The following is a 12,639-nucleotide window of genomic DNA, read 5'->3' on the forward strand; positions in this document are numbered from 1 at the left end:
CGAGGGGATCTAGTGGACGCCGGCCTCGCGCATGTCGCGTAGCTCGCGCTTGAGCTCCTTGATCTCGTCGCGCAGCCGGGCGGCCACCTCGAACTGCAGGTCGGCCGCCGACTGGTGCATCTGCTCCGTCAGCGACTCGATCAACGACTCCATCTGGGCCCTCGGCATCTCGCCCGCGATGGCCTTGGCGTGCTGCCCGGCCTGCCACGAGGCGAACCCCGGCATGGGCGCCTTGCCGCGCGACTGCTGCCGGCCGCCACCGCCGAGCAGCATGTCGGTGTCGGCGTCCTCACGCTGCAAGGAGTCCAGGATGTCGGCGATCTTCTTGCGCAGGGGCTGCGGGTCGACGCCGTTGGCCGTGTTGTAGGCGATCTGCTTGGCCCGCCGCCGGTTGGTCTCGTCGATGGCCCGCTCCATCGACGGCGTGACCTTGTCGGCGTACATGTGGACCTGGCCGGAGACGTTTCGGGCGGCGCGGCCGATGGTCTGGATCAGCGACGTCTCGGAGCGCAGGAAGCCCTCCTTGTCGGCGTCGAGGATGGCCACCAGCGACACCTCGGGCAGGTCGAGGCCCTCACGGAGCAGGTTGATGCCGACGAGCACGTCGAACTCGCCGGTGCGCAGCTCGCGCAGCAGCTCGATGCGGCGCAGCGTGTCGACCTCGCTGTGCAGGTAGCGCACCCGGATGCCGAGCTCCAGCAGGTAGTCGGTGAGGTCCTCGGACATCTTCTTGGTCAGCGTCGTGACCAGGACGCGCTCGTCCCGCTCGGCGCGCTCGCGGATCTCGTGGACCAGGTCGTCGATCTGCCCCTTGGTGGGCTTGACGACGATCTCGGGGTCGACCAGGCCGGTCGGGCGGATGACCTGCTCGACGACCTCGCCCTTGACCCGCCCCAGCTCGTAGGACCCCGGCGTGGCCGACAGGTAGACGGTCTGGCCGATCCGCTCCAGGAACTCCTCCCACTTCAGCGGCCGGTTGTCCATCGCCGACGGCAGCCGGAACCCGTGCTCGACCAGCGTGCGCTTGCGGGAGGCGTCGCCTTCGTACATGGCGCCGATCTGCGGCACGGTCTGGTGCGACTCGTCCAGGACCAGGAGGAAGTCCTCCGGGAAGTAGTCGAGCAGCGTGTTGGGCGCGCTGCCGGGCTCCCGCCCGTCCATGTGGCGCGAGTAGTTTTCGATGCCGGAGCAGGTGCCGATCTGCCGCATCATCTCGATGTCGTACGTCGTGCGCATCCGCAGCCGCTGCGCCTCCAGCAGCTTGCCCTGCCGCTCCAGCTCCGACAGCCGATCGGCCAGCTCCGCCTCGATGCCCGTGACCGCGGCCGCCATGCGCTCCTCGCCGGCGACGTAGTGGGAGGCCGGGAAGATGTAGAGCTCCTCGTCCTCGGTGATGACCTCGCCCGTCAGCGGGTGCATGGTCGAGAGCTTCTCGATCTCGTCGCCGAACATCTCGATGCGCACGGCCAGCTCTTCGTATTTCGGGATGATCTCGATCGTGTCGCCACGCACGCGGAACGTGCCCCGGGTGAAGGCCAGGTCGTTGCGCGTGTATTGCATGTCGACCAGGCGCCGCAGCAGCTGGTCGCGATCGACCTCCATGCCGACGCGGAGCCTGGCCATGCGGTCGACGTATTCCTGCGGCGTGCCCAGGCCGTAGATGCACGACACCGAGGCGACCACGATCGTGTCGCGGCGGGTGAGCAGCGAGTTGGTGGCCGAGTGGCGCAGCCGCTCCACCTCGTCGTTGATCGAGGAGTCCTTTTCGATATACGTGTCGCTCTGCGGGACGTATGCCTCGGGCTGGTAGTAGTCGTAGTAGGAGACGAAGTATTCCACCGCGTTGTTGGGCAGCATCTCCCGCAGCTCGTTGGCGAACTGGGCGGCGAGCGTCTTGTTGGGCTGCATGACCAGCGCGGGCCGCTGCAGCCGCTCGATCAGCCAGGCGATCGTGGCCGTCTTGCCGGTGCCGGTGGCGCCCAGCAGGACATTGTCCTTCTCCCCGGCCTTGACGCGGCGCTCCAGCTCGGCGATGGCCGTCGGCTGGTCGCCGGAGGGAGTCATCTCGGTGACGACCTCGAAGGGCGCCACCTTCCGCTGCAAGTCTGTGACCGGTCGCATGTTGCCACTGTAGGCGGCCCCACCGACATAAACCGTCCGGGGCGGTGCGGCCGCCCGCGAGCGGTCCGTCAGGCCGACCGCTCGCCGATGCGCGGGAAGGGAGTCGTGGAGAAGACGACCTCGACCGGGACCTCGAAGTATTCGGCGATCTTCAGGGCCAGGTAAAGACTCGGACTGTATTCGCCGCGCTCCAGATAGCCGACGGTCTGATAGTGCACCCCCAGGGCGTCGGCAAGCTGCCTGCGGGTGACGTTCCGCTCTGCGCGCAGCAGTGCGATGCGGTTGAAGACGGTCTCGCTCATCACCGCGTATCTTCTCAGCCGATCCGCTGCATCGCCCGGTCCCTGCGCTCCTGCATCGCGGAGCCGGACTCGCGCCGGGCCATTCTGCGCAGGATCGGCGGCGCGAGCAGCATGCTCGCCACCACCCAGGCCATGAGCACCAGGAGCATCTCGACCGGCCGCCAGGACCCGCCGATCTCCACGGCCGCCATGGAGTCCGGCAGGAGCGCCGAGCGCATGCCCAGTCCCAGCCAGTACATCGGGAACGCCTGGGCGATTCCCTGCACCCAGCCCGCGAGCTCGGAGATCGGGTAGAAGATGCCCGAGATGGCGGTGAGCCCGCCGACGGCGAGCATCGACAGCCCGGTGCCCGCCTGCGGGCTGTTGATCAGCGAGCCGATGACGGCGCCGAGGGGCATGGTCGCCGCCAGTCCGAGCAGCGTGACGCCGATCACGGTGAGCAGCCCGCCGACCCCGGCATCGGCCAGCTCCGGCACCATGACCAGGCCGGCCACGAGCATGATCACCAGGCTGCCCATGGCCTGCAGCGTCAGCAGCACGACACGGCCGACGAGATAGCCGAGCATGCCCTGCGGGACCGCCTTCGCGCGCAGCAGGGTGCCGTCCTCGCGCTCGACGGACATCATGCCGACCACGCCGATCAGCCCGTTGAACGCCGCCAGCATGCCGAGGATGCCCGGCATGGTGACCATGGCCAGGCTCGTGACGCCGGGGATCGTCGCGTCGCGCTGGAAGTAGAGCACGACCACCAGGATCACCGTCGAGACCACGTTGAAGGCGATGTCCTGCGGGGTCGTAAGGCTGATCTTGAACTCGATCCAGCCTCTGGACAGGCCCAGCCGGGCGACGTGCAGCGCGGGGTTCACGCTTCCTCCCTCTTCAAGATCGCCATGTAGGTGTCCTCCAGCGTGGCCCGGCGTACCTCCAGGTCGCCGATCTCGGTGCCGTACTGCTCGAACAGGCCGCGTACGAAGCCGGTGGCGTCCTGCGTGGCGTGCACGAAGTGCTCGCCGGCGCGGCTCCAGCGGACCTGGGCGTCGCGGGAGACCTCGCGGGACAGCTTGTCGGCGCTGCCGTCGGCGACGATCTTGCCGCCGGCCAGGATGAGGATCCGGTCGGCGAGCTTCTCCGCCTCGTCGAGGTCGTGCGTGGTGAGCAGGATGGTGGTGTCGTCGAGGTCGGACAGGCGGTGGACGAGGTCGTGGAAGTCGCGCCTGGCCTCCGGGTCGAAGCCGGCCGTCGGCTCGTCGAGGAAGAGCACCTCGGGCCGCCCGACGATGCCGATCGCGACGTCGAGCCGGCGTCGCTGGCCGCCGGACAGCCGGCCGATCCGCTGGTCCGCGTGCTCGGCGAGGCCGACGGCCTCGATCAGCTCGGCGGTGTCGAACGGGCTCCGGCCCGGGGCGGCGTACGGCTCGTAGTAGCGGCCCAGATGATTCAGCAGCCGGTGCACCCGCCAGCGCCCGTGGTCGCGCCAGGACTGCAGCACCACACCCAGCCTGGCCCGCCAGCGCTCGTCGCCGCGGGCCGGCTCGGTGCCGAGCACCCGCACCTGGCCTCCCGAGGGCACCCGGAAGCCCTCCAGGATCTCGATCGTCGTGGTCTTGCCCGCGCCGTTCGGGCCCAAGAGGGCGATCACCTCACCGGCGGCCACCGTGAAGTCGACGCCCTGGAGGACCTCCTTATGCCCGTACGCCATCCGCAGGCCGCTGACCTCGATGACGGCCCGCGCATCCACATGATCGACGCCGCCCGCGAATTCCTTCACCGCCTCCATGAAACCCTCCAAGTAGTAGATCTACTACATTGATAGCACACCTACTACAGGGCGCAATAGACATGTGACACCACATTGCAAGCGAACAGCAAGTCACACCCGATACGGTCGGAATCGCCTGTAGCGGAAAAGGAAGGTCTCATGTCACGACCCAGAGAGGCACTGATCCAGGCAGGTCAGGGCATAGCCCAAACGGTTGCCCAAGGGGGTGACGTGCGGCAGGCGATGGGGCAGGCCATGGGCCAGGTCGTTGACCAGGCGGGGCAGCTCGGAGGCCAGGGCCGGGGCTTCGCGCTGAACCCGCACGACTTCGCCGCGGCCCGCGACGGCGGCGTGTCCGTCGGCACTCTCATCGAGGCCAGGACGGCGTCGCTGAACGAGGCGGGCGAGATCGTCAACCGCAGCTTCGCCGAGAACGGCATGCACGTCATCTCGCCGGTGGTGATCCCCAAGGGCACCACGGCCAAGGTGGTCGTGCCTCTGGGCATTCTGGTGGTGCTCGGCCTGATCGGCGCGCTCGGCAACGTCGTCCCCGGATCCGATCTGTTCTTCGGACCGCACTACTGGGTGGTGCTGGTCCTGGCCGCCGCGTTCCTGTGGTGGCGGCGCAGCGTGGTGATGGTGCCCGAGGGCTGCAAGGCGCTGATCACCAAGTTCGGCAAGCTGGTGCACATCGCCGATCCGGGCCGGGTGACGCTGTTCAACCCGTGGAAACGGGTCAGCTACATCGTCAACACCACCCGCGAATATCCGTTCAACGCGCCGATCAGCGAAGCCCCGACCCAGCAGGGCGTCAAGGCGAGCGTGGACCTGTTCCTGCAGTTCAGGATCGAGAACCCGGCGGAGTTCATCTTCGTGCTCGGCTCGGTCAGCGGCTTCCAGTCCAAGCTCCAGAACGCCATCAGCGAGGTCACCCGCTCCCTCATCTACGCCCAGCGGGCCGAGGACATCTACGACCTGGTGGGCGAGAGCACGCTGGGCATGCTGGAGAGCCTCAACCAGCAGTTCCTGCCCGCGGTGCGGCTCACCGACGTGAACATCACCCATGCCGAGCCGTCCAGCCAGGAATACCGCATGGACCTGGCCGCCCCCGAGATGGTCCGGGTCGCCAAGGAGGCCTACACCTACGAGTACGAGCTGCAGCTGCGCAAGGAGCAGAACGAAGGCGACCTGATCAAGGAGCTGGCCGGGCTGCAGGAGACGCTGAGCGCCATCCAGGCCGAGATCGCCGGCTACCAGGCCCGTATGGACACCGCCCTCGAACGCGCCACCCACCAGGCGACGGCGCAGGCCAGGCAGCGCCTGGTCGAGGCCGAGTCCACGGCCAACGCCAACTCCGCCCTCCTGGAAGCGCAGGCGCTGGACATCAGGGCGCTGTCGGCCGCCGAGGCGCCCGAGATCCTGGACTACCGCTTCCAGCAGGACCTGCTGAACAAGCTGGAGTCGGTCGCCACCAGGCTGCCGCAGGTGGTGCAGGTGGGCGAGCACACCGACATCGACTTCCTGGCCCTGGCGCAGCAGCTGGTGGGCGGCAAGGGCGCGGCGCTGTTCTCCGCCGACGACATGGCCGCCATCCGTTCCAGACTCGACGACATCGGCGCCCGTGTGGCCGGCCGCGAGGCCGAGATCGCCGCCCTGCTCAAGAAGGCCGCCGCCGACGTCGCCGCACCCCCGGAGACACCGGCGCCCGACCAGGACCTGGAAAGAACGGTCGAGCGGCTGCTGCCGACCGGCAAGCACGTAGCGGGTGAGGAACGATGACACGCGAGTTCTCGAAGATCAAGGAGTCGCTCGCCTCCTGGGGCGAGATCCGTCAGCTGCTGCGCGGCGGCGAGCAGGGCCAGCTCGTGCCCGTCGTGATCCCCAAGGACCGGCGCGGCTTCGCGTGGATGGCGCTGGTGTTCCTGGCGGTCTACTTCGCCGGCATGGCGGCGCTCACCGACTTCACGATCATCGCGGCGCTGGCGGCGCTGGCCTTCCTGCTCCTGGCGCTCCTCACGATGTGGCGCAAGGCGATCATCGAAATTGAGGAGGGCACCACCGGCGTGCGCAGCCGCTGGGGCGCCATCACCGGCACGCTCCCGCCGGGCCGACACTACCTCTGGCTGCCGTGGGACCGGGTGGACGCGGTCGTCGACACCTCCACCGAGATCCCGTACTCGGCGCCGATCGTGGCCTGCCCCACGGCCGAGAACGTGCCGCTGAAGTCGATCGAGTTCTTCCTGAAGTTCCGCATCGTGGACCCCGTGGCGTTCGTCCGCACGATCGGCGCGGGCAACTTCGACCTGGTGCTGTCCAGCGCGGTGCAGGACGCGATCAGGCAGCGCAGCCGCCGGGTCAACACCGAGCGCGCGTACGACCTGCGCGGCTCGGACGTCGGCGACATGCAGGAGGCGCTCAACCGCCAGCTCGGCCGCTACGGCGTGCGCATCACGGGCGCCAACATCCCCGACGTCCAGCTGCCCGACCAGTACCAGCAGCACCTGGCCACCCGCGAGAAGGTCGCCAAGGAGCTGTCGGCGTACGAGCGCGAGTGGGAGCTGACCCGCAAGCGCCGCATCGACACCCTGCTGATGGAGATCGAGCGCTCCAAGAAGACCCGTGACGCCCGCGTCGTCGAGGTCAAGGCCGCCCACAACACCGCGCGCAAGAACGTGGCGCGCATGCTGGAGGAGCAGGAGACCGAGGCCCAGCGGGTCACATGGGAGATCGAGGCGCGTGGCAGGGCAGACCTGACCTCCGCCGAGAACGAGGCCAAGGCCCTGCGCCGGCTGGCCGATTCGTACCGGGACAACCGGGCCGTGCTGCAGTACGAGCTGGCCCGCAGGCGCCTCGACGTAGGCGCCAAACTGGCGGAGAACGCCCCCCAGCCGCTGGTCATACGCACCCAGCAGGGTCAAGCGGACTCCGCGCTCTCCACCCTCCTCCTGGCCCAGTTGCTTCCCCGCATCTCGGGCACAGGAACAGGCCAAGTGAACGGCCACACACCTTCCGCATAGGAGAACCCCATGGTGTTCCGCAAGTTGATGGCCGCGTTCGGCGCGGGCGTCGAGGTCGACACGGTGCTGACCAACACGGGCGTGCGTCCGGGCGAGCCGCTGCGCGGCGTCGTGCACTTCCGTGGCGGCGGCTCCGACTACAAGGTCGAGGGCATCTTCATCGACCTGACCGCGGTGGTAGAAGTCGAGTCGGGCGACAGCGAGTACAAGACGACCTACAGCTTCCTGCGCCAGCAGGTCGCCGGGACGTTCCAGCTCGCCGCGGGCGCGCAGCACCAGCAGCAGTTCGAGATCATGATGCCGTGGGAGACGCCGATCAGCGCGATCGGCGGCCACCCGCTGCAGGGCATGCGGCTGGGCGTGCAGACGGAGCTGGCGCTGGCCGGCGCGCTCGACAAGGGCGACCTGGACCCGCTGTTCGTCAGCCCGCTGCCGGCCCAGGAGCAGGTCATCGGCGCGCTCGACCGGATGGGCTTCCGCTTCAAGAAGGCCGACCTGGAGCGCGGCACGCTGTACGGCTCGACGATGCCGTTCTTCCAGGAGATCGAGTACTACGCGGGCGGCCAGTGGCGGCGCTACTTCAACGAGCTGGAGCTGACGTTCATCGCCGGGCCGCGGCAGGTGGACGTCATCCTGGAGGCCGACAAGCGGGGAGGCTTTTTGACCTCCAGTCATGACGCCTACAACCGGTTCACCGTCCGCTACGACGACCCGCCGAACTCGGCGGACGCGGCCCTGCAGCGCGGCCTGGAGCAGATGGCCCGCCACCGTGGGTGGTTCTAGACCCGCGTCACGGCCAGCAGGTGACCGCTGACTCCGAGGAGAGACGGCTCGCACTCCAGCCGGCGGGCGGCGCCGAGCAGCAGCTCGCGCCGCCCGTCGTCGTCCAGCCAGTCGTCGACGTCGCCGTAGAGCCAGAACGCGCCCTCCAGGCCGTACCGGAGAGGCTCGGGCAGGCCGGCGTCGGCGAACTCGCCCAGGATCTCCTCTGGCTCGTGGAAGTAACCGCGGAAACCGGCCGCGATCTTGGGCGAGATCATCACGCCGGTCTCGAGGGCGCGGTAGTCGGCCGTGCGCTGCTCTTCACGGACGAAGAACCCGTGGTAGATGCTGTCGTGGACGGCCGCGTACCGGCTGATGAAGGCCGCGGCGACCAGCCCGCCCGGGCGTACGGCGCGGCGCGCCTCTGACAGGGCGCGCACCCGATCGGCGCGGTCGGGCAGGTGGTAGAGCGGCCCCAGCAGCAGCGCCGCGTCCGCCTCCCCGTCGGGCACCGGCAGGTCGCGGGCGTCGCCCAGGCGGGCGGTCACCCCGGGGATCGCGGACGCCTCCGTGACGTGCAGCGGCACGGGATCGATCAACTCGACGTCATACCCGTCGGCGGCCAGCCATTCGGCGTGCACACCCGTGCCGCCGCCCACGTCGAGCACCCGCGCCGGGGCCGCGGGCAGGGTGCGGCACAGCACGTCGCGCGTGCGCAGGAACTCCAGCCGGTTGCGCCCCTGCCGCAGCCTGGTCAGCTCGCCGCCGCGCGCGTAGTAACCCAGCACTTCAGGATCCACGATCATGCTCAAAGACCCTACTGGCGCGGCGGATCGGAGCTCGAGGCAATATTTCCCGGCATCTGGCGCTAGGTGATCGCTCCCTGGCAGTCGCGTGGCGCGGTCGTTACCATGACCTCGGGAACTGACTGATCGTCGGACGGCGGGGCGAGCGATGGCACGGTTCATGGCGGCGGTGAAACGGGTCGCCCCATGGGCGGTGCGAAACGCGGACGGCGCCATCGCGCTGCTGCTGGCCATCGTGATCGGCGTGGTGGGCATCATGCCCAACGAGGTCGTGCCGACCGTGGTGCAGACCCAGCTCGTCAACGCCGCCACTCTGGTGATCATGGCGTTGGTGGCCACCGCGCTGCTGCGCGACCGCGTCCGGCAGGCCCCCGTCGAGCGCACGATCACCTCCGGCGCACTGGCCGAGCTGCCGGTGCGGCTGGCGCGCCTGGAGGAGATCGAGACGCTGGCCAACAGCACCCGCAAGGCACTCGACTCGCTGCAGCTGGTCCGGGTGCTCGGCAGCAAGCAGGAGATCGCCCAGTCGCACGCCGAGGCCCGCAAGGACACCACCAGGTGGAGCTTCAAGGGCGGCACGGGCACCTACCTGCGCGCGGTCACCCTGCCCGCGTGCGTCGCGGCGGCACGCAGGGACAAGCGCCACCTCACGGTCCGGGTGGAGGTCGTCGACCCGGGCAACGCCGAGGTGTGCGAGACGTACGCCCACTACCGCCGCTCCCTGTCCGACGCCCCCGACGGCACCGGCGAGACGTGGACGACCGACCGGGTCAGAAAGGAGTCGTACGCGACGATCCTGGCCGCCTTCTGGCACCGCCAGCGCTACGGCCTGCTCGACATCGAGGTGGGCCTGTCGCAGACGATGACGACGTTCCGCTGGGACCTGTCGGCCACCCGCCTGATCATGACGGTCGAGGACCCCAACAAGGCGATGACGGCGCTGGCAGGCACGTTCTACTACGAAAACTGCGACACCGAGCTGCGGCTCAGCTTCGAGCAGGCGCGCCGGGTGCCCCTGGAGATGTACAAGAAGGCGCCGCTCAGCGACGAGCCCACCATCGAGGAGGTGCAGGAGCTGTTCGAGCGGATCGGGATGCCCCTGCCGAAGGCCTACAACGGCCACGACGTCGTCGACATCGCACGCAAGGCGTTGCGCGCGGTGGATCCGTACGGTGAGCCGCGGCCAGCGGCTCACGGAATGTAACGAGTCATGAGCTACAGCGGCGTACACGAGCGGTTACGCGGGGGCGAGGCCACGTCCTGGGCGCTGGAGACGCTGTCGCGGCCGGACCTGACCGCGGTGCGCCACCCGCTCGGGTTCGTCTGCCTGCCACTGGAGCGTGACGGCGGCGAGGGGGTATGCCTGCATCTGTGGTCGGACTCGCTCGCGCCCGCCGAGAGCACCACGTCGCAGATCCACTGCCACAGCTGGGACCTGGTCAGCCACGTGCTCTACGGCCAGGTGCGCAACGTGCACGCGGTGGTCACCGACGCGGGCGCGGACGCCACGCACCGGGTGTTCGAGGTGGTCAGCGGGGCCGACGGCGACCGCATCTCGCCCACCCGCCGCACCGTGCGGCACGCCACGGGGCTGGTGGAGGTGTTCGGCCCCGGCGACACCTACACGCTGCCCGCCGATCGCTTCCACAGCAGCGTCGTCCCGGAGGGCGGCGAGGCGGCCACGATCGCGCTCGGGAGGGGCCGCCCCGGCAGCCGCGACCTGTCGCTCGGCCCGCTGGACGCGGGCCCGCACCACGTGTCCAGGCAGCCGCTGGACGCCGCCGAGACCGCCCTCGCCGTACGCCTGATCACCGCGCACCTGACCTGAGGGGCATCTGATGGACCTGGACCACGCTCGCACGGTCGCCGTCGAGGCCGCCGAGGCCGCCGGGGCGCTGCTCCTGGAGGGCACCCGCGGCGCGGTCGGCGTCCGGGCGAAGGGCGTCGCCGGCGACGTGGTCACGGATCTGGACCTGGCCTCGGAGAAGCTGCTGCTGGAGCGGATCCTGACGGCCTACCCCGCGCATTCGGTGATCGCCGAGGAGTCGGGGCTGGTCGGAGCCGCGGGCAGCGACTGGACCTGGCTGGTCGACCCGCTCGACGGCACCAACAACGTGGCCATCGGGCTGCCCGCCTACGTGGTGGGCGTGGCGCTGTGCCGGGGCGGGCGTCCGGTGCTGGGCGTGGTACACGATCCCGTCTCCGCCCAGACGTGGTCGGCCGTCCGGGGGCGGGGCGCGATCGCCTCTTCAGGGGCGCGTCTGTCGGCCCCGTACGCGCCGAGCCCCCACGGGCCGCTGCTGGCCTGGACTCAGGGGTACGGCGTGACCAGGGACGACGCGACCGCCCTGGCGCTGAAGTCGGCGCTGGAGCTCAACGCGCGGCGGGTGCTGCAGCTGTGGGCGCCGCTGCTGTCGTGGGCGATGCTGGCGCGCGGCGACATCGACGGCATCGTGGGCTATCGGGCCGAGGCGGTGGACCTGCCAGCGGGTGCGCTCCTGGCGCGGGAGGCCGGCATCGAGATCAGGGCGCTGGACGGCGGGCCGTTCGAGGAGTGCATCGACGCCCCGGCCGAGGACCGCAGCTTCGTCGCCGCCCACCCGCGGGCCGTCCCCGGGCTGCTCTCCCTCCTCCGATGAGGAAGTCCGCAGATTCTGTGTGTCGAATGTCGATGAGTTCGCTTGCCTGAGCGCCGGTCAGGATAACTCGACCAGTGCCCACACCGTGGCGGCCAGCCCGACCACGGCCAGGCCCAGGCCGGTGAGCAGAAAGCGGCGCATCGGCACCTGGACCTCGTGGCGGCGGCACGACTCGAACCACAGCAGCGTGGCCAGCGACGCCCACGGCGTGACGACCGGGCCCACGTTGGTGCCGGCCAGCAGGGCCAGCAGGCGATCCCGGTCCGCGGGCGGGATGACCGCCTCGACGGCCTGGTAGGCGGGCAGGTTGTTGATCATATTGGACAGCCCGGCGCCGACGGCGGCCGTGCGGTAGGGGTCGCCCTCCGTGCCGATCAGCCAGGTCATCACGTCGGACAGGCCGAGCCTGCTGAGCGTGGGCACCACCAGGAACAGGCCGGTCACGAAGACGATGAGCTGCCAGGGGATCAGGCTCCAGGTCAGGCGCTCGCGGGCGCGCAGCAGGAAGGCGGCCACGACGATCGCGGCGGCCGCGGTGGCGGCGACGGCGACGTGCGCCTCGATCAGCAGCAGGGCGATGAACAGCAGGCACCCGGCCGACGCGGCGGCGAACAGCACGCGGTCGGCGACCGGCTCCAGCACCGGCGGGGTGTAGCGCAGGTCGCGCCGCTCGCCGGGGCGCCAGTAGAACGCCCACAGGAACGCCATCGTCACCAGGATGGCGGCGATCTGCGGTGCCCACATGCGGCCGGCGAACTCCTGGGCGTCGAGGCCGATCTTCTCCATGCCGAGGAGGTTCGTCAGGTTGGAGACGGGCAGCAGCAGGCTCGCGGTGTTGGCCAGCCAGATCGTGGTCATGGCCAGGGGCAGGGCGGCGATGCGGGCCTTGGGGGCGAGGGCGAGCATGACCGGGGTGAGGAGCACCGCCGTGGTGTCCAGGTTAAGAAATATCGTGACAAATGACGCGAAAGCCGTACAAAGAAGGAATAGGGCGGTGTAGTTGCCGCGGCCCAGCACCGCCATCCGCGCCGCGATGGCGTCGAAGACCTGGGCTTCCTTGGTGAGCTCGGCGAGGATGATGATCGCGACCAGGAAGATCAGCAGCGGGCCGATCTCGTCGAGGCTCTCGGTCGCGGCGTCCCACGGCAGCAATCCGGTCGCCACGAAGACCAGTCCCAGGACCAGCAGCCCGATCCTGATCCAGTCGAGCACGCCAAGACGCCGCCACACCCG

Annotated in this window: 12 protein-coding genes; 6 read left to right on the forward strand and 6 right to left on the reverse strand. The window is 69.6% G+C overall.

The annotated features are described in order from the left end of the window. Positions 1-9: 9 nt before the first annotated feature. The 4 genes from uvrB to ACTMTI_RS14645 all read right to left on the reverse strand — a co-directional run bounded on the left by uvrB (position 10) and on the right by ACTMTI_RS14645 (position 4,200). The gene (uvrB, locus tag ACTMTI_RS14630; protein ID WP_441120842.1) at positions 10-2,121 is read right to left on the reverse strand and encodes an excinuclease ABC subunit UvrB; all 2,112 of its coding nucleotides are present in this window, start codon (positions 2,119-2,121) and stop codon (positions 10-12) included. 68 nt (positions 2,122-2,189) lie between these two features. After that, positions 2,190-2,423: a helix-turn-helix transcriptional regulator gene (locus tag ACTMTI_RS14635; RefSeq protein ID WP_441120843.1), complete on the reverse strand. Its 234-nt coding sequence runs from the start codon at positions 2,421-2,423 to the stop codon at positions 2,190-2,192. 14 nt (positions 2,424-2,437) lie between these two features. Beyond that, positions 2,438-3,289 (reverse strand): ABC transporter permease, encoded by an 852-nt coding sequence (locus tag ACTMTI_RS14640; RefSeq protein ID WP_441120844.1) that lies wholly within the window; start codon positions 3,287-3,289, stop codon positions 2,438-2,440. After that, a complete protein-coding gene (locus ACTMTI_RS14645) occupies positions 3,286-4,200 on the reverse strand; it encodes an ABC transporter ATP-binding protein (protein ID WP_441120845.1) in 915 nt (304 codons plus the stop codon). The genes ACTMTI_RS14640 and ACTMTI_RS14645 overlap by 4 nt, the downstream gene beginning before the upstream one ends. 141 nt (positions 4,201-4,341) lie before the next feature. Here ACTMTI_RS14645 and ACTMTI_RS14650 point away from each other — a divergent pair, with 141 nt between their 5' ends. Genes ACTMTI_RS14650 through ACTMTI_RS14660 form a run of 3 tightly spaced genes read left to right on the forward strand, consistent with a single transcriptional unit; the run spans position 4,342 to position 7,982 of the window. Next, positions 4,342-5,961, forward strand: a complete 1,620-nt coding sequence (locus ACTMTI_RS14650) for an SPFH domain-containing protein (protein WP_441120846.1) — start codon at positions 4,342-4,344, stop codon at positions 5,959-5,961. Next, positions 5,958-7,199 (forward strand): SPFH domain-containing protein, encoded by a 1,242-nt coding sequence (locus ACTMTI_RS14655; RefSeq protein ID WP_441120847.1) that lies wholly within the window; start codon positions 5,958-5,960, stop codon positions 7,197-7,199. The genes ACTMTI_RS14650 and ACTMTI_RS14655 overlap by 4 nt, the downstream gene beginning before the upstream one ends. A gap of 9 nt (positions 7,200-7,208) precedes the next feature. After that, positions 7,209-7,982, forward strand: a complete 774-nt coding sequence (locus ACTMTI_RS14660; protein ID WP_441120848.1) for a sporulation protein — start codon at positions 7,209-7,211, stop codon at positions 7,980-7,982. On the opposite strand, the gene ACTMTI_RS14665 is transcribed toward ACTMTI_RS14660, so the two are convergent. Continuing rightward, a complete protein-coding gene (locus tag ACTMTI_RS14665) occupies positions 7,979-8,767 on the reverse strand; it encodes a class I SAM-dependent methyltransferase (protein ID WP_441120849.1) in 789 nt (262 codons plus the stop codon). The genes ACTMTI_RS14660 and ACTMTI_RS14665 overlap by 4 nt on opposite strands. 148 nt (positions 8,768-8,915) lie before the next feature. Between ACTMTI_RS14665 and ACTMTI_RS14670 the strand changes: the two genes are divergently transcribed. Genes ACTMTI_RS14670 through ACTMTI_RS14680 form a run of 3 tightly spaced genes read left to right on the forward strand, consistent with a single transcriptional unit; the run spans position 8,916 to position 11,406 of the window. Further along, the gene (locus ACTMTI_RS14670; RefSeq protein ID WP_441120850.1) at positions 8,916-9,971 is read left to right on the forward strand and encodes a hypothetical protein; all 1,056 of its coding nucleotides are present in this window, start codon (positions 8,916-8,918) and stop codon (positions 9,969-9,971) included. Between the two features lie 6 nt (positions 9,972-9,977). Then, positions 9,978-10,595 (forward strand): hypothetical protein, encoded by a 618-nt coding sequence (locus tag ACTMTI_RS14675; RefSeq protein WP_441120851.1) that lies wholly within the window; start codon positions 9,978-9,980, stop codon positions 10,593-10,595. Positions 10,596-10,605: 10 nt separating this feature from the next. After that, complete coding sequence (locus tag ACTMTI_RS14680; protein ID WP_441120852.1) at positions 10,606-11,406, forward strand: inositol monophosphatase family protein; 801 nt, start codon at positions 10,606-10,608, stop codon at positions 11,404-11,406. A gap of 57 nt (positions 11,407-11,463) precedes the next feature. On the opposite strand, the gene ACTMTI_RS14685 is transcribed toward ACTMTI_RS14680, so the two are convergent. Continuing rightward, positions 11,464-12,636, reverse strand: a complete 1,173-nt coding sequence (locus ACTMTI_RS14685) for an SLC13 family permease (RefSeq protein ID WP_441120853.1) — start codon at positions 12,634-12,636, stop codon at positions 11,464-11,466. Positions 12,637-12,639: the final 3 nt, after the last annotated feature.

The sequence above is a fragment of the Nonomuraea sp. H19 genome (assembly GCF_052068215.1).
Lineage (GTDB): Bacteria > Actinomycetota > Actinomycetes > Streptosporangiales > Streptosporangiaceae > Nonomuraea.

Bases quoted from the DNA above. Each gene is read 5' to 3' on its own strand.
- ACTMTI_RS14675 (WP_441120851.1), top strand. From the start codon at position 9,978: ATGAGCTACAGCGGCGTACACGAGCGGTTACGCGGGGGCGAGGCCACG.
- ACTMTI_RS14670 (WP_441120850.1), top strand. From the start codon at position 8,916: ATGGCACGGTTCATGGCGGCGGTGAAACGGGTCGCCCCATGGGCGGTG.
- ACTMTI_RS14635 (WP_441120843.1), bottom strand. From the start codon at position 2,423: ATGAGCGAGACCGTCTTCAACCGCATCGCACTGCTGCGCGCAGAGCGG.
- ACTMTI_RS14645 (WP_441120845.1), bottom strand. From the start codon at position 4,200: ATGGAGGCGGTGAAGGAATTCGCGGGCGGCGTCGATCATGTGGATGCG.
- ACTMTI_RS14660 (WP_441120848.1), top strand. From the start codon at position 7,209: ATGGTGTTCCGCAAGTTGATGGCCGCGTTCGGCGCGGGCGTCGAGGTC.
- ACTMTI_RS14655 (WP_441120847.1), top strand. From the start codon at position 5,958: ATGACACGCGAGTTCTCGAAGATCAAGGAGTCGCTCGCCTCCTGGGGC.
- ACTMTI_RS14650 (WP_441120846.1), top strand. From the start codon at position 4,342: ATGTCACGACCCAGAGAGGCACTGATCCAGGCAGGTCAGGGCATAGCC.
- ACTMTI_RS14665 (WP_441120849.1), bottom strand. From the start codon at position 8,767: ATGATCGTGGATCCTGAAGTGCTGGGTTACTACGCGCGCGGCGGCGAG.
- uvrB (WP_441120842.1), bottom strand. From the start codon at position 2,121: ATGCGACCGGTCACAGACTTGCAGCGGAAGGTGGCGCCCTTCGAGGTC.
- ACTMTI_RS14680 (WP_441120852.1), top strand. From the start codon at position 10,606: ATGGACCTGGACCACGCTCGCACGGTCGCCGTCGAGGCCGCCGAGGCC.